General features: G+C 64.9%; 22 protein-coding genes. 11 read left to right on the top strand and 11 right to left on the bottom strand.

Annotated features, from left to right (window positions below):
* The 5 genes from PYR64_RS15345 to acs all read right to left on the bottom strand — a co-directional run bounded on the left by PYR64_RS15345 (nucleotide 1) and on the right by acs (nucleotide 6,537).
* The gene (locus tag PYR64_RS15345) at nucleotides 1-1,056 is read right to left on the bottom strand and encodes an IS30 family transposase (protein ID WP_227453710.1); all 1,056 of its coding nucleotides are present in this window, start codon (nucleotides 1,054-1,056) and stop codon (nucleotides 1-3) included.
* A 289-nt stretch (nucleotides 1,057-1,345) separates the two neighbouring features.
* Nucleotides 1,346-2,716: an FtsX-like permease family protein gene (locus PYR64_RS15340; protein ID WP_275776091.1), complete on the bottom strand. Its 1,371-nt coding sequence runs from the start codon at nucleotides 2,714-2,716 to the stop codon at nucleotides 1,346-1,348.
* Nucleotides 2,709-3,458 (bottom strand): ABC transporter ATP-binding protein, encoded by a 750-nt coding sequence (locus PYR64_RS15335; protein ID WP_275776090.1) that lies wholly within the window; start codon nucleotides 3,456-3,458, stop codon nucleotides 2,709-2,711. Before PYR64_RS15335 ends, PYR64_RS15340 begins: the two co-directional genes overlap by 8 nt.
* An 87-nt stretch (nucleotides 3,459-3,545) precedes the next feature.
* Entirely contained in the window at nucleotides 3,546-4,334 is a 789-nt protein-coding gene (locus PYR64_RS15330) for a DeoR/GlpR family DNA-binding transcription regulator (protein ID WP_055973002.1), read from the bottom strand.
* Between the two features lie 157 nt (nucleotides 4,335-4,491).
* Nucleotides 4,492-6,537, bottom strand: coding sequence for an acetate--CoA ligase (gene acs / locus PYR64_RS15325; protein ID WP_055971103.1), 2,046 nt, complete (start codon nucleotides 6,535-6,537; stop codon nucleotides 4,492-4,494).
* A gap of 427 nt (nucleotides 6,538-6,964) precedes the next feature.
* Between acs and PYR64_RS15320 the strand changes: the two genes are divergently transcribed.
* The 3 genes from PYR64_RS15320 to PYR64_RS15310 are packed head-to-tail and all read left to right on the top strand — an operon-like array spanning nucleotide 6,965 to nucleotide 9,905.
* A complete protein-coding gene (locus tag PYR64_RS15320) occupies nucleotides 6,965-8,425 on the top strand; it encodes a hypothetical protein (RefSeq protein WP_275776089.1) in 1,461 nt (486 codons plus the stop codon).
* A gap of 11 nt (nucleotides 8,426-8,436) precedes the next feature.
* Nucleotides 8,437-9,231, top strand: coding sequence for an endonuclease III (gene nth, locus PYR64_RS15315; RefSeq protein ID WP_275776088.1), 795 nt, complete (start codon nucleotides 8,437-8,439; stop codon nucleotides 9,229-9,231).
* Nucleotides 9,228-9,905: a CoA pyrophosphatase gene (locus tag PYR64_RS15310; RefSeq protein ID WP_018777034.1), complete on the top strand. Its 678-nt coding sequence runs from the start codon at nucleotides 9,228-9,230 to the stop codon at nucleotides 9,903-9,905. The genes nth and PYR64_RS15310 overlap by 4 nt, the downstream gene beginning before the upstream one ends.
* Nucleotides 9,906-9,926: 21 nt before the next feature.
* On the opposite strand, the gene PYR64_RS15305 is transcribed toward PYR64_RS15310, so the two are convergent.
* Together PYR64_RS15305 and PYR64_RS15300 are read right to left on the bottom strand one after the other, a co-directional pair.
* Nucleotides 9,927-10,127 carry a DUF1508 domain-containing protein gene (locus PYR64_RS15305; RefSeq protein WP_179128305.1) on the bottom strand — a complete coding sequence of 67 codons (201 nt, stop codon included), beginning with the start codon at nucleotides 10,125-10,127 and terminating at the stop codon, nucleotides 9,927-9,929.
* Nucleotides 10,128-10,300: 173 nt separating this feature from the next.
* On the bottom strand, nucleotides 10,301-11,989 hold the full coding sequence (locus PYR64_RS15300) for a bifunctional 3'-5' exonuclease/DNA polymerase (RefSeq protein ID WP_275776087.1): 1,689 nt from the start codon (nucleotides 11,987-11,989) through the stop codon (nucleotides 10,301-10,303).
* A gap of 161 nt (nucleotides 11,990-12,150) precedes the next feature.
* Between PYR64_RS15300 and ssd the strand changes: the two genes are divergently transcribed.
* The 7 genes from ssd to PYR64_RS15265 all read left to right on the top strand — a co-directional run bounded on the left by ssd (nucleotide 12,151) and on the right by PYR64_RS15265 (nucleotide 17,151).
* A complete protein-coding gene (gene ssd, locus PYR64_RS15295) occupies nucleotides 12,151-13,269 on the top strand; it encodes a septum site-determining protein Ssd (RefSeq protein WP_275776086.1) in 1,119 nt (372 codons plus the stop codon).
* On the top strand, nucleotides 13,266-14,459 hold the full coding sequence (locus PYR64_RS15290; protein WP_064721411.1) for a TadA family conjugal transfer-associated ATPase: 1,194 nt from the start codon (nucleotides 13,266-13,268) through the stop codon (nucleotides 14,457-14,459). The genes ssd and PYR64_RS15290 overlap by 4 nt, the downstream gene beginning before the upstream one ends.
* Nucleotides 14,456-15,247, top strand: a complete 792-nt coding sequence (locus PYR64_RS15285; protein ID WP_275776085.1) for a hypothetical protein — start codon at nucleotides 14,456-14,458, stop codon at nucleotides 15,245-15,247. Before PYR64_RS15290 ends, PYR64_RS15285 begins: the two co-directional genes overlap by 4 nt.
* On the top strand, nucleotides 15,247-15,888 hold the full coding sequence (locus PYR64_RS15280) for a type II secretion system F family protein (RefSeq protein ID WP_275776084.1): 642 nt from the start codon (nucleotides 15,247-15,249) through the stop codon (nucleotides 15,886-15,888). Before PYR64_RS15285 ends, PYR64_RS15280 begins: the two co-directional genes overlap by 1 nt.
* A gap of 170 nt (nucleotides 15,889-16,058) precedes the next feature.
* Complete coding sequence (locus PYR64_RS15275) at nucleotides 16,059-16,409, top strand: DUF4244 domain-containing protein (protein WP_275776083.1); 351 nt, start codon at nucleotides 16,059-16,061, stop codon at nucleotides 16,407-16,409.
* Complete coding sequence (locus PYR64_RS15270; protein ID WP_064721414.1) at nucleotides 16,406-16,792, top strand: TadE family type IV pilus minor pilin; 387 nt, start codon at nucleotides 16,406-16,408, stop codon at nucleotides 16,790-16,792. The genes PYR64_RS15275 and PYR64_RS15270 overlap by 4 nt, the downstream gene beginning before the upstream one ends.
* Nucleotides 16,789-17,151 (top strand): Rv3654c family TadE-like protein, encoded by a 363-nt coding sequence (locus PYR64_RS15265; protein WP_275776082.1) that lies wholly within the window; start codon nucleotides 16,789-16,791, stop codon nucleotides 17,149-17,151. The genes PYR64_RS15270 and PYR64_RS15265 overlap by 4 nt, the downstream gene beginning before the upstream one ends.
* Nucleotides 17,152-17,163: 12 nt before the next feature.
* On the opposite strand, the gene PYR64_RS15260 is transcribed toward PYR64_RS15265, so the two are convergent.
* Both PYR64_RS15260 and PYR64_RS15255 read right to left on the bottom strand, forming a co-directional pair.
* Nucleotides 17,164-19,506 (bottom strand): DEAD/DEAH box helicase, encoded by a 2,343-nt coding sequence (locus PYR64_RS15260; protein WP_064721415.1) that lies wholly within the window; start codon nucleotides 19,504-19,506, stop codon nucleotides 17,164-17,166.
* A gap of 84 nt (nucleotides 19,507-19,590) precedes the next feature.
* Nucleotides 19,591-20,286, bottom strand: coding sequence for a GNAT family N-acetyltransferase (locus PYR64_RS15255; RefSeq protein WP_026267063.1), 696 nt, complete (start codon nucleotides 20,284-20,286; stop codon nucleotides 19,591-19,593).
* A 127-nt stretch (nucleotides 20,287-20,413) separates the two neighbouring features.
* Here PYR64_RS15255 and PYR64_RS15250 point away from each other — a divergent pair, with 127 nt between their 5' ends.
* On the top strand, nucleotides 20,414-21,310 hold the full coding sequence (locus PYR64_RS15250; RefSeq protein WP_275776081.1) for a rhodanese-related sulfurtransferase: 897 nt from the start codon (nucleotides 20,414-20,416) through the stop codon (nucleotides 21,308-21,310).
* An 8-nt stretch (nucleotides 21,311-21,318) separates the two neighbouring features.
* On the opposite strand, the gene PYR64_RS15245 is transcribed toward PYR64_RS15250, so the two are convergent.
* Complete coding sequence (locus tag PYR64_RS15245; protein ID WP_055971131.1) at nucleotides 21,319-21,846, bottom strand: hypothetical protein; 528 nt, start codon at nucleotides 21,844-21,846, stop codon at nucleotides 21,319-21,321.
* A gap of 65 nt (nucleotides 21,847-21,911) precedes the next feature.
* A complete protein-coding gene (locus PYR64_RS15240) occupies nucleotides 21,912-22,355 on the bottom strand; it encodes a hypothetical protein (protein ID WP_052247271.1) in 444 nt (147 codons plus the stop codon).
* Nucleotides 22,356-22,360: the final 5 nt, after the last annotated feature.

Here is a 22,360-nt window from a genome sequence, read left to right as displayed (position 1 = left end):
TCAGCTTGCTAGTGCAACACCATCGATTAGTTTGGTCAGTCTTTCAGTTGGGGTGTCCCATTGGAGTGTTTGACGCGGTCGGATGTTGAGCAGGTGCTGGGTGTGGGCGAGTTCTTCGTCGCTGACCTGGTTGAAGTTCGTGCCTTTGGGGTGGATATCGCGGACCAGTCCGTTGGTGTTCTCGTTCGTGCCGCGTTGCCAGGGTGAGTGCGGGTCACAGAAGAACAGCTGGCAGCCGGTCGCTACTGTGAACTTGGCGTGTTGAGCCATTTCCGTGCCTTGGTCCCAGGTGATCGTTTTAAGGATCGCCTGGGGCAGGGTGTGGATCATTTTCTGCATGACCTCGATGACCGTCGCGCTGTCCCTGGCTCCCGGCAGCCGGCCCAGCAAAGTGAACCGTGAGGAGCGCTCGACCAAGGTGACGATCCCGGAGTTACCGGGACCCACGACCAAATCACCTTCCCAATGGCCGGGCACGGCCCGGTCCTGGACTTCGGCGGGCCGGTCGCTCAGCCGGGCCCCTTCAAGCCAGGGCCTTACGTTCCTGGCAGGCAGCTTTGATTGGGGCTTACGACCGGTCCGGCCCGAACGTAGGGCCTTCTCCACGGCAAGTTCATGCCGCAAGGCACCCCGGCCCTGCACGTAAAGGGCTTGGTAAATTGACTCGTGGGACACGTGCATCTCCGGCTGCTCGGGGAACGTCTTCTTCAGGTCCGCAGCGCTCTGTTGAGGTGAGAAACGCTGGTTCAAGCGTGCCACGACCTCCTTCCACACCGCCGTTCCCGCAGAGAGCTTCACGGGCCGGTTCCGTCTACGGCGGACCAGTGCCCGGTGTTGGGCAACCCCGGCGTCGTAATAGCGCCGGGCCCAATGCTCGATACTGTGTCGGCGGATCTCCCGGGACACCGTTGATGGATGCACGCCCAACTCCTTGGCGATCTGTCGCATGGAACGCGGCTCCGGCAAGCCCAGACAGGCCTTGATATAAGCCCGGTCCTCCAAAGTCAGCCGCCGGTACCTTCGCTCCTTATCCCGCGAAAGCACCTCCGAAGCCATCGGAAGACGCACGCCACCACCAGGGCCGGAGATAAGTTCCATGCCCGCTAGTTTCGCCCATTGCGACACCGCTTGCCGGGACACCCCAGCCGCGGCAGCACTTCGTCCCGTGTCCTCACCCGCCAGCAAGTGCTCATACGCACACGCACGAACCGACCACGGCAACTTCTTGACCATGACACCCCTCCAACTACAGGGGTGTTGCACTCGCCACCTGAAGACGCCATGCAAACACTGTCATCAAATGCCACCTCGGCGCGGGCAGTGGGGGCTACGCGGGCAGCGGGGCCTACGAGTCCATGCTCGCGTAGCGCTCCGGGCGGGCCAGCACCTGGCCGATCTGCGCAGTGCCGGCCGCGACAGCCAGGCGGACCAGCAGGAAGCCCGCCGCGAACACCCCGCCGATGGTCAGGAACACCACAGGCTGGGTCAACAGGACGGCACCTGTCAGCGGCAGGACCAGGACCGCGGCAGCGGCTGCGGAAATGCCCGCCACCAGGAACAGGGGCGACATCACCGCCTTGACCCGTGCCGCCACCATCAGTTTCCGGGGCATTCCCACCCGGTCCAGGGCTACCAGTGTCGAGGCCCGGTCAAGGACTGCCGCAGCTTGGTTCACCCCGGCTGAGCATGCCACCATCAGGAACGAACCCAGCAGCGTGATCATCACGCCGGTATTGATGTCCCGGACCAGCAGGGCGGTTTCGTCCCCCGCACTGCCTCCCATGGTGTCGGCCACCGCCATGCCCACCCCGACGAAGACTCCCACAAAACTGGTCATCGCGACGCCCCCAACTTGCCGCCACGATTCCTTGGGACTCTCCAGTACGGTCCTTGCGGCCAACAACTGCTCCGGCCCCTTGGCACGCTTCAATTGCGAGGATGCCCGCAGGCGCAGGATCCAGGGGCCCATGAGGTTCAGCGCCAGGAGGGCCAAACCGAAGCAGCCGCCCATCACGGCGATGATCACAATGAAGGCCCCGAAGCTGCTGAGCATCCCCATCGCCACCACTCCGGTCACCACAACAACAGCCGCAATGAGACCGCGAACCCAATGGGCGCCGTCGGCCGTCTGCCTGGTCCGGACGCCCAGCGGCGTCACCACCACCTTCCGCAGTCCCAACGCGGCGCTCGCCGCTGCGAGAACGCAGACCGCCAGGACACAGCCCAGGATGGAAGGAACGGACAACCACGCGTGGCCGCCGATCGCCTGACCGCGGAACTGGATCAGGCCCAGGAACGGAGCCGCGCAGGCGTACAGTCCGGCACCAGCCACCGCGCCTACAGCTGCCAGGGCCGTGGACTCAATGACCGTCATCCAGACCACCGTCGCGCTGTTCGCGCCCAGCAGCCGCAAGGAAGCCAAGCGGTCATCACGACGCCGGGCGGCCAGTCGCGCAGCTGAGGCGCCGAGGGTCAGCAACGGGATGATGAGCAGGACCATGGCGACGACGGCCAAGGCCTGGTAAGTGCCGGCGATGCCGTCAGTCCAGGACCAGAAGACCTGTGAGCCACCGGCCACGGTGAGCAGGAGGGCAGTGACGGTCCCGAAGGCAAGGATGGGCAGCCCGGCGTCGCGAAGGGCGGTTTCGCGGAGGCTACTGCCACTGCTTCGCGCGAGATACGGGGTGAGGCGCAGGGCCAGGCTGAGGCTAGACATTGAAGGCACCCTTGAAGTTAGTGGTCGCGTGAGCCGTCTGGACCGGACTGGCAACGGTGCTGCCGCTGTCCGCCACGATCCTGCCATCGCGGAGTTCCACCACGCGTTGGCAGCGCGCCGCCACATTGGGATCGTGGGTGACAACCAGCAGGGTCCGCCCGTTGGCGGCCACAGAGTGCAGCAGCACATCAAGGACCTCGGCTGATGTTGCCGAGTCCAGGGCGCCGGTGGGCTCATCGGCAAAGACCACCCTGGCACCTGTCACCTGGGCACGGGCGATGGCCACACGCTGGACCTGTCCGCCGGACAGTTCACCGAGCCGGCGCTGTTCCATACCCGCCAGGCCCAGGGCAGCGAGCCACTCCGCAGCGCGGGACTCGGACGTCGGGCGGTCGGTGCCGTTCAGCATCAACGCCAGGGCGACGTTCTCCACGGCAGTCAGTTCCGGCAGGAGCATTCCCTGCTGGAAGACGAAGCCGAACTCTTCGCGTCGCAGGCGCGAGAGTGCTGCGTCCCCCAGGCTGTCCAACCGGAGCGGCGCCGAGGGAGTGCTCAAGGTGATGGAGCCGGCGTCGGGCCTCAAAATTCCGGCGAGGCAATGCAGAAGCGTCGTCTTGCCCGAACCTGACGGCCCGATGATCGCGATGGATTCCCCGGCGTTCGCAGTGAAGTCGACGTGGTCCAGGGCGATGCTGCCGGGGTAGTGCTTTGTGAGTTGCTGAGCGTGGAGGATGGCGTTCATAAGACCAGCATCGCCAATGAGCGCACGCCGCAGCGTCCGTCTACCGGGTGAACTCTGCGCGCCGGCCTCCACCCGGGGTATGAGGGCTTACGCCTCCGCGATCCTCAGTTTCGCGACGCTTTCAGCCAGTACGCGGCGCGCATCTTCCCCAAGAAGCGAGTCGGTAATGAGTTCATCCGTCTCTTCCAGCTGGGCAATCGAGGCAATGCCCACCACGCCCCATTTGCTGTGGTCGGCAAGGACAACGGTGCTGCGTGCCGAGGCCATGAAGGCGCGGTCGGTCTCTGCCTCCAGCAGGTTGGGCGTCGTAAAACCGGCTTGCGCGTCCATGCCGTGGACACCCAGGAAAAGCAGGTCAAGGTGGAGCTGCTTCAGCGAAGCGGTGGCGATCGGGCCTACCAGGGCGTCCGACGGAGTGCGCTCGCCGCCGATCAGGATCACCGTGGATCCGAAGCGGCCAGGGCCCGAGGAAGCGCCGTGGTGGAAAAGATCCGCAATCCGCACGGAGTTGGTCACCACGGTGATCCGGGGCCCATTGACCAGTTCCTTGGCCAGGGCCCAGGTGGTGGTGCCTGCACTCAGGCCAATCGCCATGCCCTCCTGGACCATGGAAGCAGCCTCGACGGCGATGGCATGCTTTTCGGCGGTAAGCTGCGTGGATTTCAGTTCGAATCCGGGTTCGTGGGTGCTGGCGTCGCCGGGCAGCTTGGCTCCGCCATGGATGCGCTCAACCCGGCCCGTTTCCTCGAGGGCTTCGATGTCCCGGCGAACGGTCATGGGGGAGACACCCAGCTGTTGGGCAAGATCAGAGACCCGCACCACGCGTTCGCGCTGGACGGCATCGATGATGGCGGAGTGGCGTGCTGCCTGAAGCATCAGGGCCTTTCTGGGATCCTCGTCAAACATGGGTCTGAGTCTGGCTCCAGTCTAGGGCGCGGCCCCCGTTTAAAGGCGTGACGACGCCATTAAACGCACGACGTCGCCGCTCGCCTCGGGAGGTGAGCGGCGACGTCGTTATGCCGGGTCCGGGACGCTACTTGCGCAGCGACTCGGCGATCTGGGTCATGATTCCGGGGTCGGCCAGGGTGGTGGCGTCGCCGGTGTCGCGGCCTTCTGCGATGTCCTTGAGGAGACGGCGCACGATCTTGCCGGAGCGGGTCTTGGGCAGTTCCGGGACGATCAGCAGCTGCTTGGGCTTGGCGATCGGGCCGATTTCCTTGCCCACGTGGTTGCGCAGTTCCAGCACGGTTTCGTCGCCGTTGTTCACGGCGTCACCGCGGAGGATGACGAACGCGACGACGGCCTGGCCGGTGGTCTCGTCAGCGGCACCGACCACTGCTGCTTCGGCGACGGACGGGTGGCTGACGAGGGCGGATTCGATTTCGGTGGTGGAGAGGCGGTGGCCGGAGACGTTCATGACGTCGTCCACGCGGCCCAGGAGCCAGACGTCGCCGTCTTCGTCCTTCTTGGCACCGTCGCCGGCGAAGTACATGGCCTCGAAGCGGGACCAGTAGGTGTCCTTGAACCGCTCGGGGTCGCCCCAGATGCCGCGGAGCATGGAGGGCCACGGTTCGCGGACCACCAGGTAGCCGCCTTCGCCGTTGGCTACCGATTGGCCGTTTTCGTCCACCACGTCCACGGCGATGCCGGGCAGCGGAACCTGCGCGGAGCCGGGCTTGGTGGCGGTCACACCGGGCAGCGGGGCGATCATTTGCGCGCCGGTTTCGGTCTGCCACCAGGTGTCCACGATCGGGGCCGGGTGTTCTTTCTTCTCGCCGTTCTTGCCGGCGTTGCCGCCGATGACGTCCCGGTACCACATCCACGCTTCGGGGTTGATGGATTCACCCACGGAGCCGAGGACGCGGATGGAGGAGAGGTCGTACTTGTCCGGGATGTCCCGGCCCCACTTCATGAACGTCCGGATCGCGGTGGGGGCGGTGTAGAGGATGGAGACCTTGTACTTCTCCACGATTTCCCACCAGCGGCCCTGGTGCGGGGAGTCGGGGGTGCCTTCGTACATGACCTGGGTGGCGCCGTTGATGAGCGGTGCGTAGGTGACGTAGGAGTGGCCGGTGACCCATCCGACGTCGGCGGTGCACCAGTACACGTCCGTTTCGGGGTGGAGGTCGAACACGGCTTTGTGCGTGTAGGCGCCCTGGGTGAGGTAGCCGCCGGTGGTGTGCAGGATGCCCTTGGGCTTGCCCGTGGTACCGGAGGTGTAGAGGATGAACAGCGGGTGCTCGGAGTCATGCCCGACGGCGGTGTGCTCGTTGGATGCCTTGTCCACGGTGTCGGACCACCAGAGGTCGCGGCCTTCGACCCAGTTGACGTCCTCGCCGTTGCGCTTGACCACCACGACGTTCTGGACCGTATGACCGGGCTTGGAGAGGGCTTCGTCAACGGCCGGCTTCAGGGCGGAGGGCTTGCCGCGGCGGTAGGTGCCATCAGCGGTGACCACCAGCTTGGCTTCGGCGTCCTCAATCCGGGAACGCAACGCGTCAGCGGAGAAACCGCCGAACACCACGGAGTGCACAGCACCGATCCTGGCGCAGGCAAGCAACGTGATGACCGCTTCGGGGATCATGGGCAGGTACACGGCCACACGGTCACCCTTGGCCACGCCGAGGGACTCGAAGGCGTTAGCGGCCTTCTTGACCTCTTCGGTCAGCTCCGCGTACGTGTAGCTGCGGGTATCACCGGGCTCACCCTCGAAGTAGATGGCGACGCGGTCACCCAGGCCGTTCTCCACATGCCGGTCCAGCGCGTTGTAGGCCGCGTTGATCTCGCCACCGACGAACCACTTCGCGAACGGCGGGTTGGACCAGTCCAGGGCCTCGGTGAAGTCCTTATCCCAGGTCAGCAGCTCGCGGGCCTGTTTGGCCCAAAAAGCCGGGCGGTCAGCCTCAGCTTCTTTATAGGCATCCGCTGACGTGATCGCGTTCGAGGCGAACTCTTCCGAAGGCGCGAACTTGCGGTTCTCGTGAAGGAGGTTTTCAAGCGCCTCTACGTGTGGGGCCTGCCCGTTCTGAGCCGAAGAAGCTGCAGCGGTGGCCGTGGATCCGGTGGTGTCCTGGGACATGGTGAACCTCATTATTCATCGATCTTTGCTGCGCGGAGCCCGCCGTGAGGTCCGCAGAGTATTGTCCGCCTTCCACACTATCGCCTCGAAAGGTCCTACGTGTGCGTGGTCACAAACGTGGCAGCGAGCGGCGCATTTTTAGCGCCGAATGGCACCTTGGGCGTCGAGGAAACGCTTACATGACGCCCGATGGCGGTGCCCGCCTGCCGCTGCGGACCCCGGAAGGCGTGCCGGATTCTGTAAGTAACCTTGGAGTTCCCTGTGGGCCGGGCAGTATGACCGTTTTCAGCTAGAAGGCTGTCAGTGGGGTGGCATAGGCTGAAGAAGTCTTGGGACGCATCTTCAGGCGTGTCCGGTGTTGCCGCGGAATCCCGCGTGGATCACCGGACCGGACTGCCCAAGGCGCCGCCGTACGAAGGAGAAATACATGAACCAGCTGAGCCCAGGACCGCACGACTCACAGCCGACGGGACCGGACACCACGGCTGGAACGGCCACAGCAGCAAGTAGCAACGCCGCTGCGGAGGACACCGCTGCCGTGCCGGGAAAAAGCGATGCCACAACCAACGGCGCCGCCAAGTTCGACGCCGTCGCCGGCCCCTTCACCATCCGGGACCTCACCGTCTTTGGCTCGACGCTGCTGATGTTCGTCGCGTCCCTCCTGCCGATGTTCGGCTCGCTCTACAACCTGTGGAACCTCGGAAACCTGTTCTTCCTCCTGCTGGGCATCATCCTGCCCCTGGTTGTTGTTGCCCTCTTCGTCGCCCGGCGCTTGCAGCCGGGGACGATCATCCGGGTTGGCTCGCTGTCCATCGATCAGTTCGCCTCCGTGACAGCGTCCTTTGCGTTCCCCCTGTTCTTCCTGACCCTTGCCATTGACTTCAATGGCAGCGTGCTTCTGGGCTTGATTGGTTCCGTGGGCTTGCTGGCCGCGACGGTCCTTGCCCCGCACCTGCCCTTGCTGTCCGCCGATTTCAAGGGCCGCGCTGAGACTCCGGCCCATGTTGTCGCCCGTGAAGCAGCGGTGCCCAGCCGCAAGCCGGTTGCACCCAAGGCACCGAAAGAGCCCAAGGCTCCCAAGCCCACATCGACGACGTCAACGGTCACTCCGGGCGCTGCCAACGCGGGTGCGGGTTATCAAGGGTCCTCAGCGGCGTACCCTGCATCCGGTCCCGCTGCAACTGCCGCATCTGCAGCCGGCCCGGGCGCGGGTGCTCCCGGCACCGGAAACTCCGCTACTGGCAGTGCCAATGCCGTCGCCAGCCCCTTTGCTCCGCCGGCAACCTACGGAAGCACGCCGTCGCCTGTAACGGAAGCTCCCGCCGTCGTGCACTCTGCCGACTCCAAGCCCGTGGGAGAACCGGCTGACGGCCCCCAAGCCGCTGCCGTGTCTGAACACGCCGGGTCAGCGACGTCGCCGGAGCGCGCAGACGCCGTGAAGGATCAGCCGACTGCGGAAGAGTCCGCGGACTCCCGGCCCGTGGCTGCCGAACCGGCCACCACCCAGCACCCGCATCAGCCGGCCGCACAGCAGCCCGCCGCACCGCAGACAGGAGCCCAGCAGGCCGCCACCCAACAGCCGTGGGCTGCCACCATGGCCACCCCGATCGTCTCCGGAGACACCCGGAAGGTCAGCGACTCCATCGGCGCAACAGTGGATCCCGCCAGCCGGCCGGAAGAGTCCGACGCGCCGCAGTACGAGGCGTTTTGGTTCGCCGTGGCCCAGCCCCGCACTGCGTACAACGAACAATCGGGCGCTCCCGCCTTCGTCATCGAACCAGGCGGCTGGGTGCTCGCGCTCGAAGACCGTGGCCATGAGTTCCTGGTCCAGGACACCGACGGCAAGGTCGGGGTTCTCCGGGAGCTCAGCAACATCGAACGCGGCTAGGCAGGGACGCCGTGGCCATCGCCGAAGCCGGCTACCTCCTTGCACTCAAGCGCAGGGCCCGCAAGATCAACAGGGTCCTCGCTGAGAAGTATCCCTACGCGCACGCGGAGCTGGACTTCAGGAATCCCTTCGAGCTGGTGGTGGCCACGGTCCTATCCGCCCAAACCACGGACGTCGCGGTCAACCAGGTCACCAAGATCCTGTTCGCCCGCTACCCCGATGCCCGGGCCATGGCCGAAGCCGAGCCCGCCGAGCTGGAGGCGATCCTCCAGCCGACGGGCTTCTTCCGGGCCAAAGCCCGGAACGTCCTGGCGCTAAGCACGCGGCTGGTGGATGAGTACGACGGCGAGGTCCCCGGCAGGCTTGAGGACCTGGTGACGCTCCCTGGTGTCGGGCGCAAGACCGCCAATGTGGTCCTGGGAAACGCCTTCGGGATTCCCGGAATCACCGTTGACACGCACTTTGGCCGCCTGGCCCGCAGATTCGGATGGACGGAGTCCCACGACCCCGTCAAGATCGAATTTGATGTCGCCGAATTGTTTGAACCCCGGGACTGGACCATGTTGTCGCACCGTGTGGTTTTCCACGGACGGCGGGTTTGCCACTCCCGGAAGCCGGCCTGCGGCGCGTGCCCGGTGGCCAGCCTGTGTCCCAGCTACGGGGAAGGCGAAACGGACCCCGTCAAAGCCGCCAAACTCCTGAAGTATGAGCTGGCCCCCGGCAACGAGGAATTGCTGGAAAGGCTGCTGGCCGAGACAGACCGCGCCGCGGAGATCCGCATGGAATCGCAAAGGAGGCCCGGGTGACCGCGCTGGAGGAACTGACCGCGCTGGTGTCCCGTTTTGAAGCGGGCCAGCAGAAGGATTCCGCCCTATGGGACCTGCTCCCGGTCACGGCCGAGACCAACCGCGCAGCTGCCGTCCTCATGCTTTTTGGCGTCCTGGATGATGTTCCCGCCGAGTCAGGACGGCAGATCGCACCCGCAGACCTTGACGTCCTGCTGCTGGAACGGGCGCACACCCTGGATGACCACCCGGGGCAAGTGGCATTCCCGGGCGGCAGCGTGGACCCAGAAGACGAGTCAGTGGTGGCAGCCGCCCTGCGCGAAGCAGTAGAAGAAACGGGGCTGGATGCCGGCGGTGTCCGCGTCCTTGGCGTGATCCCGGAGCTTGGACTCATCCGCAGCAACTTCCGGGTAACGCCGGTGTTGGCATGGTGGGATGCCCCGTCGCCTGTCCGTGTGGTGGACTACGCTGAATCGGCACAGGTGTTCAGGGTCCCGGTCCGGGACCTGCTGGACCCTGCCAACCGGGTCACCGCCACGATTTCCCGCTTGGGCCGAACCTACACAAGCCCGGGCTTCACCATCAACGGCGTGCTGGTGTGGGGCTTCACCGGTATGGTCCTCAGCGGCCTCTTCGACGAGCTGGGTTGGACCGTGCCTTGGGACAGAGCCAACCTTCACCACCTCGACCTCTGACGGCGCCGCCGGTGCAGCCGTTCAGGCGGCCTTGCGTGCCGGCGTCGAACGGTCCACGATCAAGCCGGTGGCCGCATTCTCCCGAACGGCCTTGATACCGGCCACAACGCCGTCAAGGTGCGGGAACGTCGGCGACTCCGCCACCACGGTTCCATCGGCTGCCGTGAGGCGGAACCGGTATGCCCGATCGTTTTCCTTGAGAATTTCAAACCTGCCTGCCATGCTTTTCCCCCTTGTGATGCTTTCCTGCATGCCCTGTGGGTCGCTGAAGCTGCCCACACTGTGAAAATATCGGCAAGCGGCGGCGAACCAAAGTCAACCGTCATTCGTGGGTCATCGCGCCTCATACGGCGAGATGTGACTGGAAAGTGTTCAACCTGGCGGCTAGTGTGCGGCTATTTCGCCTTGTCATAGGATTCGACGACGGCGACGCTCACCGGGAACTCCACCGGGATCCGGCCGAACATGAGCTCTTTCGCAGCCGCTGCGGACTCTTCAATGGCACGGATGCAGGCGTCCACGGCGATATCGGGGGCGTGGACCATTACCTCATCGTGCAGGAAAAACACGAGCTCCCCGGACGGCGACCCTTCCGAGCGCAAAGCCCGCAACCGGCGTCGTAATTCCGCGAGCCAGCAGGCAGCCCACTCAGCTGCAGAACCCTGGACGACAAAGTTGCGTGTGAAGCGGCCGCGTGAGCGGGCCAGATTGTCCGCCCGGCGTTGTTCCTCGGCGGTGGTCGATTGCTGGCTCCGCAGCCACCCAACAGAGGGCGCCGGGCTGCTCCGGCCAAGCCGGGTGGTGACAGTCCTGCCGGCCTCGCCCTCGCGGGCTGCCTGTTCCACGAACCCCACGGCGCGGGGATACGTTCGGGCCAATTGGGGCATGAGCCTGCCCGATTCGCCGGTGGTGGCTCCGTAAATGGCACCCAGCAGTGCAATCTTCGCCTTCGCCCGGTCGCCGCCAAAGCCTTGGGCTGCGATGCCGGCGTAGAGGTCCTTGTCGCGGGCAGCCTCGGCCATTTTTGTGTCCTGGGCCAAGGCCACCAGAACCCGGGGCTCCAACTGCGACGCGTCAGCCACGATCAGTTTGTGTCCCGGGTCAGCGTGGACCGCTGCACGGATATTGCGCGGGATCTGCAGGGCGCCTCCACCACGCGAGGCCCAGCGGCCGGACACCACGCCACCCACCACGTATTCGGGATGGAACCGTCCATCACGGACCCACGCATCCAACCATGCCCATCCATTGGCTGTGTGCAGCCGGGAGAGCTTTTTGTAGGCGAGCAACGGCTGGATGGCCGGGTGCTTGGACTCCTGGAGTTCCCACTGCCGTGTGCTCTTGACCTCGATGCCGTTGCGGTGGAGGGCGCGCATCAGATCCTGCGGGGAATCGGGGTTCAGACCGGGGGAGTTGAGGATGGTCCGCAACTCAGCGCAGAGAGCTTCCAAAGCAGGAGGCCTGTGTCCGGGTGCCGGTCGGGGGCCGAGCACGTCGGCCAGGATCTGCTGATGCAGCTCCTCACGCCAGGGAACCCCGGCATGCTGCATTTCGACGGCAATGATCGCGCAAGCCGATTCCGCTGCGAGCAGCAACTGCAGCCGTTGCCTGCATTGGTTGTCAGTAGTCAGGTCGGCGACCGCTTGCTGTTGGGCCGCGAACTCCGCCTTCAGTTCGGCCAGCCCAGCCCCCGGAGCCGCCGGGGAAAGGTCCTCGAAGAGGGCGCCCTGGTCCGCCGGCGGTGGTGGCGGCTGGAGGATGCGGGGAGGGACGTCGTCGTCCTGGGTGAGCTTGACCGCATTCTTCGCATAGTCCGTGTGGGCGGTGAATTCCGAATGCGCCAGGATTGCCCCGCACAGCGCCAGGTCGTGGCACCGCTCCAGCTCGACGCCCTGGGCCAGCAGTTCGGGGTACCAGTCCTGCGCGCGTTGCCACACCCAGCGGGGCCGCTGGGCTTCGAATTCACGGACGACGCCGGCCAGCTCACCACGGGTGAGGACGCGGGCGTCGGCAGTTGCCTTCCCGGTGGGGGAGAGCCGCTGTATGGCTGCGCCATCCTGGTGGGCGGCGAGCAGCAAATACATGCATTCCATTCTGCCCTGTTGCTTGCGCTGCCGGTGTACAGCGGGACTTTTTGCCCATGACTTGTCCTCCACACCCCTTGTTGGCGCATCCCGTGAGCGGGTTTTGCACATACTGGAAGCCGCTCCTTACCGGGGTTACGGGATTCGGCCACTGTGGTTCCATGAGCAAGCGAAATCGTCAGCACCGGCAATCCATTAGCCATGCAACGGAAGGGGAGCCGAACAGATCGTGGCTGCCCCGGGATGCCTCCGGGGTACTCCTCGTTTCTGCGGACCCGTACCTCCAGGAGGAGGCAAAACGGGTGGTGGCCGCGGCAGGTGGAACGCTTCGAACAGCCGTCAGCGTGACCGAAGCCGTCCACGGATGGGACAGCGCGGACGTTGTCTTGGTGGGCAGCGATGTTCGTGAACTGCCACCTCGACGGCGGCCGCCCTCAGTACTGCTGGGCAGGGCGGGTGAAGGAGACGGGCTTTGGAGGTTGGCTGCTGCGCTGGGGGCCGACCGGGTGGCAGTCCTTCCGGAAGCAGCCGCTTGGCTGGCCGAGTATCTGAGCATGTCCGGAGCGCCCGACCCCGGAGGAACAGTGACGGGGATCGTCGGCGGTTGCGGCGGCGCCGGCGCGTCAACAGCGGCCATCTGGCTTGCCCAGGCCGCAGCCTCGGAAGGCGTCAGTACCCTCCTTATTGACGGAGATCCTTGGGGAGGTGGACTGGAACTTGCCCTGACGGACGGGTCTGTCCCGGGTCTTCGATGGCCGGATTTCCAGGAAAGCCGGGGGAGTATTGATCCTGCCCAGTTCAGGGATTCCTTGCCTGCCGCCGGTGGGTTCGCGTACTTGTCCTGGCCGGGTACGCGGGAAGCGGTGAAGAGTCCCGATGCCGGTGCCGTTGCCGCCATCATGGACGCTGCGCGCCGGGGGTTCGAACTCATCATCGTGGACCTCGGGCGCAGCGGCGAAGGCGTGGGAAGACTCGCGTGGGACTGCGACAAACTGTTGTTGCTGACCACCGCCCACCTCAGGTCAGCAGTCGCATCCGCCCGGATCCTGAACGAACTTCCCCCCGTGGAGACAGGGCTGATCGTGCGCGGGAGCAACGCATCGCCCGTCAGCCCCTCCTTCATCGCCGAATCGCTCGGGCTCCCATTGGTCGGCGTTGTTCCCGAGGTGCGTGGCGTCGCCGCAGGCACGGAACTGGGCCGCTTGCTTGAAATGGGCAGACGCAAGAGCGTCGGCCGCTTCACAGACGAGGTGCTGGAGCTGAACGGAGCTATCCAGTGAGCCGCTTCGTTGACGGTCCACGCCGCCGGCAGAACCCGAAACTGGACTCGGTACTGCTTGAAACGGTTCGCGGCTCGGTACTTGCGAACAACGGACCAGTCACTCCCTCCTCGGTGGCAGCAGCTGTGCAGGCCAGCGGCAGGTTGCTGGGCACTGCCGGAGCTTTGGAAGCCGCAGAATCGATCAATGCCGAACTGAACGGGCTCGGACCTTTACAACAACTCGCCCACGACCCGGCCGTCACTGACATTTTCGTCAATGCACCGGATTCGGTGTGGTTCGACCGCGGGCGAGGCCTGGAACGCAGCTCACTTCGTTTTGACGCCGAGCACCAGGTCAGATCGCTCGCATCCCGGCTGGTCGCCGCAGGGGGACGCCGGTTGGACGATGGTTCCCCGTGCGTGGACGTCCGGCTGAAGGGCGGTTACCGGGTGCACGCAGTGCTGTCTCCCATCTCCACCGCCGGAACCCTCTTGTCCATCCGCATTCGTCGGGAAGAAGTCTTCACACTGTCGGAGCTGCGGGAAAGCGGCATGTTCTGCGACAGGGTGGAGGCGGTTCTCCGGGCCATCATCGCGCAGAGGCTGAGCTTCCTGATCAGCGGCGCCACGGGATCAGGGAAGACCACCCTCCTGTCCACCCTGCTGGGCCTCAGCGATCCGGGCGAACGCATGGTGCTGATTGAGGACGCTGCAGAACTCAACCCGGTCCATCCCCACGTTGTCAGCCTTGAATCCCGCCACGGAAATCTTGAGGGCGGAGGCACGTTGGACCTGGGTGAACTGGTCCGCCAGGCGCTGCGCATGCGGCCGGACCGGCTGATCGTCGGGGAATGCCGGGGTGCTGAGGTCCGTGAACTGCTGACGGCCTTGAACACGGGCCATACCGGTGGCGGTGGCACCATTCACGCCAACACAGCTGAGGCGGTGCCCGCGCGCCTTGTTGCCCTCGGCGCATTAGCCGGGTTGAACGCCGAGGCCGTCCGGTTGCAGGTCTCCTCGGCCCTGGACGCCATCATCCATGTGGCCAGGAACCACTCCGGACGCAGGGTGGCTTCCATCGGAGTGATGACCCAAACCCCGAAAGGACCGGAAGTGGTCTCCGCCCTCAGCCTGGGTCCAACCGGGATATCGCACGGACCGGCGTGGCCGGAACTCTCCGGTCGCCTTTCCCTGAACCGCCAACCATGACGGTCGTCTTCGTCCTCGCCTTGGCTTTGGCTGCCTGGCTGCAGTTCCGGAGCAACCAGTCTGATCGCGGCCGCCTGGCGAACAGCCTGGGCATGGAAGGGGAGGCTCTCGCCCGTTCGCCACTCCAGTTCCCGTTCCTGCGGTTGCGGCGTCATCGACCTGCCGGGGCCCTGCCCCTTGTGGTCCTGGTCCAGCAATTGGCGGCACTCCTGCGGGGAGGCCGGGGGACGTCACGGCTATGGGAAGAACTGTGGCTTGTCCATGCCTCCCGATCCTCGGGGGAAGCTGCCGCGCCTGCCCAGGCCGGAAGCGGTGTTGCCTCGCTTTCCGCCACGTCGCTAAAAGTACTGGCTGCGGCGCGGGCCGCGTCCAGCGTGGGAAATTCCCCGGCTGAAGCGATCCGCGGAACTGCAGCGCAGAGTTACCCATCCCGGGGAAGCTCCGAGCGCAGGGTGTGGATGGAACTGGCTGCCTGCCTCGACGTTGCCGAAAGCAGTGGATGCCCCTTGGCAGAGCTCTTGGCCCGGTTCGCGGCACAACTGGAAGCCGAAGAGGATGCCGAGGCGGCACGCCAAACAGCGCTCGCGGGGCCGAAGGCCACCGTTCGGCTGCTGTCGTGGCTGCCGCTGCTCGGGCTGGCGCTCGGCATGGCGCTGGGTGTGGACCCCCTGGGTATCCTGCTGGACACCCCCTGGGGCATTGCCACTTTCGCGACCGGGCTTCTGCTCACAGCAGCGGGACGCATCTGGTCGTCGAAGTTGGTTGCAGCCGCGGTGGGAGGATACTGATGCCCGGAGCATGGGTCCTCTTGATGATGGGCGTCCTGGCGCTCGCAGCGTTCGTTTCATTCCCGCTCCGGCACCGCGCAAGCTGGCTCCTTGCAGATCGGGCCGGGACATCAAGCGTGCCCGGGACATCAAGCATGCCCGGCTCATCAAGCGTGCCCGGCACAGCGTCGGACGGCGAGGCTCGGGAGGCCGTGAGCGCCGCAGCGGATGGCCTTCGCGACACCGCCATGATGCTGGAGCTGACGGCTTCCATGCTGGATGCCGGGGCGGGGATAGGGAGGGCATTGGAACTCCTCGCCAGAGCGGCGTCGCCCCCGATCAATCACTCGTTGAGACCCGTTGTAGCGGCGCTGGCCATTGGCGCCGACTGGGAAACCGCGTGGCAGACGCCTCAGCGACACGCCCCTGAGGCGCTGCGCCTCAGGGATGCCCTCGCCTTCGCCGCTCTGACCGGAGCTCCCTCCGCGTCGATCCTCTATGCGCAGGCAGCCAGGGAACGGCGCGAGCACTTCCGGGCGGCAGAGAAACGTGCCGCGGCATTGGGCGTGAAACTCGTGGTGCCGTTGGGGCTTTGCTCCCTTCCGGCCTTCATCTGCCTGGGCATCGTGCCCGTACTGATCGCCATGCTTCCCGCGGCCTGAAGCGGACGTTCCGCCGTCGCTCGGCCGCGCTCCGCGGCACTGCTCCTCCACATGCGGTCGATCCGGAGGGGTTTTCCACTTGCAGGAATCCGGTTCTTCCGAGGCCTGCCCGGGCCGCGGAAGAGTCAAAGCAGCCAGTGAATGCTGGCATCCCTTGAAAGGAACACACCGTGAAAACAACAGTCAGCCCGCCCCTCGCCGCGCTCATCGGCCCAAGTGTCCCATCCCTCCCCGCCCGTAAAGCCGAGTCAAGCCAAGCGGTTGTGGCGCTCCGGGAACCCGAACCGGGCGCAACATCCGTGCGCTTGCGAACCCGGCAAGGCCGCCGGTCGAACAGTCGCCCACGGACCGGCCCCCTGAAAGGGCTGATGGGTTCGGAAACGGGCATGGCCACCGCCGAATACGCGATCACCACCCTGGCCGCCGTTGGCCTGGCCGGATTGCTCGTGGTCATCCTGCGCAGCGAAGAAGTCCGGGGCTTCCTGCTCAACGTCATCCGCACGGCTTTGTCGCTGCCATGACAGAAGTGCTGCCTGCCCGCAGGAGAGTGGTCGCAGCAGCGCGGGAGCGGGGCGCCGTCACTGCCGAGTTCGCTGTCGCCTTGCCGGCTGTGGTGTTGCTACTGGCTTTCCTGTTGGCAGGCGGCGCTGCCGGCCTCACACAATTGCGGCTGGAAGAGGCTGTGAGGGCCGGAGCCAGGGCCGCAGCACGGGACGAGTCCATTGACTCGGTGAAAGATACCGTCGGACGGCTTGCGGGGAAGGACGTCACGTCGTCAGTGACCGACGACGGCAGCTGGCTCACGGTCACTGCCTCATCACCGGTCGGGGGCGCCTTGGGGTCGTTGATCCCATGGCGCCTGACAGCTTCGGCGGCCGCTCGCGCAGAGACGGGAACTCCATGAGGAACCGAACCATCAACGTCAATTCAGAGCGCGGGTCCGGGACGGTGCTTGCGCTGGCCTTGGGTGCTGTGGTGATCGCCCTCCTGCTTGGCCTGCTCCTGTTGGCACAAGCAGCAGTCATGGCCTCCCGGGCGGCGTCTGCTGCCGACCTCGCGGCCCTTGCAGGAGCCGATGCTGCCCGGGGCCTGACATCGGGAGAGCCTTGCGCCGTGGCGGAAAGCGTGGTGGGGCAGCACCACGTAACCCTGGCATCCTGCGTGGTGACAGGTGGGGAGATCGTGGAGGTGGTTACCGAGTTGGCCTACCCCTTCAACGTAGGAGTCGCCTCGGGCCACGCCAGAGCGGGACCCCCACCGTAACTGCCGGAGCGCTTAGACGGCGTCCTTCAGCAGGACGCCGAGGAGGGTGATGGCGGCTGCCTTGTCCAGGGGATTGTTCTTGTTGCCGCATTTGGGCGACTGGACGCAGGACGGGCAGCCGGCCTCGCATTCACAGGCCTTGATGGCCTCCCGGGTCGCGGTCAACCAGGTTTTGGCTTTTTCGAAGCCCCGCTCCGCGAATCCGGCACCTCCGGGATGTCCGTCGTAGACAAAGATCGTAGGTACCCCGGTGTCGGCGTGCAGGGCGGTGGAAACGCCGCCGATGTCCCAGCGGTCGCTTGACGCCACCAAGGGCAGAAGGCCGATGGCGGCGTGTTCTGCGGCATGGAGCGCGCCGGGGAACTCAGCTTCCACCAGTCCGGCGCCGTGCAGCGAGCGGTTGTCCACTACAAACCAGACGGCCTTGGTAAAGAGATCCCGGGCTCCGAGATCCAGCGGTTCCTCGCCGAGGATCTCATTTGAAATCAATGCCTTGCGTTGGAAGGAAACTACTTGGGTGGTTACTTTGACGTCGCCGAAGTGCACGGTGATGTCGCCCCATTGAACGGTGCGTGTGGTTTCCAGCACCTCGATCTGCGTCACGTCCCGTGCCGTGGTGTAGAAGTCGGGGTTCACGCGGCGGACCATGACGCAGTGGTCGGTCTCATTGAGATCCTCCACCAGATAGCTGTCGCCCTGATGGACGTAGATGGCCCCTGTGTGGGCCTGGTAATGGGTTTGTGGCGAGTCCATGGTTCCCAGGAGGGACCCGGTCTCGGCGTCCACGATGCTCACCGGTCCACCGCCGTCGGCCCGCAGGTTCACCATCCCGGCTGCGCTTTCCGGGTGTGTCCAGAACCATCCTGCCGGCCTCTTGCGGAGATAGCCCTGGGCCACCAAGCGATCAAGGAGGCCCTCTGCCGTGGGGCCGAAAAGGTCGAGTTCCGCCGGGCCGATGGGCAACTCCGCGGCCGCCGCGCACAAGTGCGGGCCAAGGACATAGGGGTTGCCCGGATCGAAGACAGTGGCTTCCACCGACACGTCAAAGATGGCCTCGGGGTGATTCACCAAGTAGGTGTCCAGGGGGTCGTCGCTGGCAACGAACGCAGCGATCGCGTCCTGTCCGGCACGCCCTGCGCGGCCAATCTGTTGGAACAGCGAAGCCCGCGTCCCGGGCCACCCCGCCACCAGCACAGCGTCCAGTCCCGAGATATCGATGCCCAGTTCAAGGGCAGACGTGCTGGAGACTCCGAGCAGTTGGCCGGATCTCAGTGCTTGTTCCAGGGCACGCCGTTCTTCGGGCAGATAACCGGATCTGTAGGCAGCCACCCGCCCCGGCAGGCTGGGATCCACCTCGTCCAGAAGCCTCTTGGTAATGGACGCAATGGACTCCGCCCCGCGCCGGGACTTGATGAACGCGATGGTGCGGACCCGCGAGGAAACCAGGTTGGCCAGGATGTCGGCCGTTTCGGCGACTGCCGTCCGCCGCTGTTTGGCCCCGTTTTCACCTTTGACGTCAGTCAGTGCAGGTTCCCAGAACGCCACTGTGGTGGATCCGTGCGGGGAGCAATCCTCGGACACTTCCCGCACCGGGGCACCGATAAGCCTGCCAAAGGAGACAGCGGGATCGGAGGCGGTGGCCGAGGCCGCGATGAACACCGGCTCGGGGAAGGAGGTCCCCGCGCCGTAATAGGCGCAGATCCGGCGCAGACGCCTCATGAGGTTCGCTACATGCGAGCCAAAGACTCCACGGTAGCTGTGTGCTTCGTCCACGATCACGTAGCGAAGCCTCCGGAAGAACCTGGCCCACCACGTGTGGTTGGGCAGGATCCCGAAGTGCAGCATGTCCGGATTCGCCAGGATGAAATTGGCATGGTCGCGGATCCACCGACGCGACGAGACGTCAGTGTCGCCGTCGTAGGTTTCGGCCCGGACGGTGGGCAACTTCAAGGCGCGGATCGCGGCGAGTTGGTCTGCAGCCAGGGCCTTGGTGGGTGAGAGGTAGAGCGTGACGGCGCCGTCGTCGTGGATTTTCCCCGGATCAGCCAGGACCCGCAATTCGGATCGATGGATGGCATCCAAGGCCGGCAGTTGGTACGCCAGGGACTTCCCCGAAGCGGTTCCGGTGGCGATGACCACGTGCTGGCCGCCATGGGCTATGTCCGCGGCCTGGATCTGGTGCCGGTACGGTTCCTGGATACCCAAGGTGTCGTAAGCAGCCACGACATCCGGATGCACCCAGGCCGGCCAAGGCTCATTGACGGCCTTTCGAGCAGGGATCGTGTGGACATGGCGAAGCTGCTCTGGGTCGGGGGTCCGGCCCAGCAAGGAGATCAGCGAATTCGGTGCAGCCACCGAATCATTCTGTCACTCTACGGAGACGCTGACGGCGGCCCACCGGGGGAGCCGCCGTCGAGCCCGGCCGCCAAGCGGCAAACGTCAGGCTCCGGAGAGGTCCGAGCCATCCACTCCGCTGGCCGACATCATGAGCACATGGCACACGACGTCCCAGCCAAGGTGCGAGTAGAGCTTCTGGCCATCAAGGGAGGCCAGGAGGAGGCCGTTCTCGACGTCGTGGGAGAAAGCCTGGGCGGCGAGTGCCTTCATGATGAAGCTGCCCAGTCCGCGGCGCTGGAACCTGGGTTCGGTGACGATCTTGTCGAATACGGCGGTGCCATCCACCACATACACCCTGCCGCTGGCAGCCACTTCTTCGCCGGAATGCACCACTGCGTAGTGGACCCCGTTGGATTCGGAGGTGGCAAGTTCAAGGTCATCGTCGGGAAGCCAGGGGTCCTCGGCATCCTGGGTTTCCATGTCGACGATCATCATGGTTTGTGAAGCGGACGTCACTTTCAGGCCCTGTTGTTCAGCCAGGTACTTATACCGTTGGACGTCGTTGGTGAGCACCGTCAGGATCCGGGTGGGGGCCTCTGCGGTTTTGCCCGCCAGGACAGCGAACTCTTCGTCGGAGGGGTCGTGGGCGAAATATTCCCAGTCACCTGTCTTGTCGGCGCGAAGTGCGGCAGGGAAGCGTCCCTCTTGGCGTGACTCATAGCCCCGGCAGCCGGACCAGCCGGCCACCCAGACTTCCAAGAGGTGAGCAATGTCTTCAACCAAGGCGTCTGGACTCATGTAGAGAGAGTATGCCAGCGCTCCCTGAAGGAACAGAGCGAGGTCAGCGGAAGGATCGTTGCTTATTGAATTGTGACGTAGTCCCTCCGGCGCAACCGGATTTTACTGCACCAAGTACCCTTTAACAGTGGCTTTGAACCGAATTGTGCTCTTCTATGGCTTTACCCCGATCGCCGACCCGGACGCCGTGCGTCTGTGGCAGCGCGCCCTCTGCGAAAAGCTGGGCCTCACGGGCAGGATCCTCATTTCCAAGGACGGCATCAACGCCACCGTGGGCGGCGAACTGAACAACATGAAGCAGTACGTCAAAACCACCCGGGAGTACAAGGGTTTCCACGGGATCGACTTCAAATGGTCAGAGGGCAGCGCCGCGGATTTCCCACGGCTCAGCGTCAAGGTCCGCGACGAAATCGTTTCGTTTGGCGCGCCGGGCGAGTTGAAGGTGGATGAGAACGGTGTTGTGGGCGGCGGCAAGCACCTGCAGCCCGAGGAACTTCACGCCTTGGTGGATGCGAAAAAGGCCGGCGGCGACGACGTCGTGTTCTTTGACGGCCGCAATGCGTTCGAAGCCCAAATCGGCAAGTTCAAGGATGCGATCGTGCCGGATGTGGATACCACCCACGACTTCATCAAGGAACTCGATTCCGGCAAGTACGACGACCTCAAGGACAAGCCGGTGGTGACTTACTGCACCGGTGGAATCCGTTGCGAGGTGCTCTCCAGCCTGATGGTCAACCGTGGCTTCAAAGAGGTTTACCAGTTGGATGGCGGCATTGTCCGCTACGGAGAAACGTTCAAGGACCAAGGCCTCTGGGAAGGCTCCCTCTACGTGTTCGACAAGCGCATGCGCGTCGAATTCAGCGAAGACGCCAAGACCATTGGCGAGTGCGTGAGGTGCGCATCGCCCACCAACAAGTTCGAGAATTGCTCCAACCCCAGTTGCCGCACGCTCACTCTTTACTGCGCCGAATGTGCGTCAAGCCCGGAAACGCTCCGCTGCCCCGGTGGCTGCGACGCGGCCTGAGTGAAAGCTCATAGCCTGCTTACCCGATACGCAAAGTTCGCATCCGCGCCTGCCCCGACGGTAATGGCAAGCACGGCGTCCTTTTCCAGCTGGACCACGCTGACCCGGGCATTGGCACATCCCAGCGTCAGGGCGACGAGTTCTGCCTCGCCCACTTTGACCGAAAACGAAACCCGCCGCGTGCCTCGGCAAGCCAACGTCACCGCGTACGTGCCGCCCGGCAGCTGGACTGTCTGCTCAGTCCGTGACTCGCCGGCGGCCAGGGAGCCGCTGCTTGAATAGAACGCCTGCCCTTGGGATTCGGGCAGAGCGGCCGTGGCCCACTCATCCAGGGCCTTGCCGGTGACCGTTGATTCCAGAGCTGGATCCGGCGGGAGAACCACGTTGGTGGACGTCGGGCCGGGACTGCTCGCGGCCCTGCTGCCGTCTTCGTACGTATATTCGCAGGCGCTGACGCTTCCGCAGAGCACAAGGAGTACGACGGCGGCCCTCGCCAGCCGCTGCGCCGTTACGGAGGGAGCTGCCTTGCTGCCCATGAGCTGACTTTACGCCCGTGCGGGCTCCGGCTAAAGGCCGCCCCGGGGATCGTTGTGGCGGTGTTCTAGCTGCCTGAAGGGACCAGGTGGTAGGCGAAGATCAGAGGAGCGTCAACACTGCTGGTTGAGATGCTGACAGGGCCGTTTCCGGGCACCTTGATCTTCACCACATCGAGGCTGGCGTTGCAGGCTGCCGCGGCGTCGGTGATCTTCTTCCCGCCCGAAGAAACCGCGAAGTAGGCCTTGCCGCCGCCATCGCATGCCATGGTGAGCGTGTAATTTCCGGCCGGAACGTCGGCGGACTCCTTAACAAGCGGATCCCGGTTGAGGATTTTGCCTGAATCCTCCAACACAGCGGTGCTGGTAGCGGGGAGGACTTTCTCCTTCCACGCAGGGACGTCGGCATCCTGGATGTTGACCGGAGCCTGGCAGGCTGAGACCCCCAGCAGTGCGGCAGCAGCGATGGAAACAAGGCCGGCAAGGCGCCTTGCAGTGGAGAAAGTGAGCATGGATC

Origin of the sequence: Paenarthrobacter sp. Y-19 (assembly GCF_029223985.1) — a bacterium.
GTDB lineage: Bacteria > Actinomycetota > Actinomycetes > Actinomycetales > Micrococcaceae > Arthrobacter > Arthrobacter nicotinovorans.
Note: the sequence above shows the minus strand (reverse complement) of the source record. Positions and strands in the feature narration are given on the sequence as shown.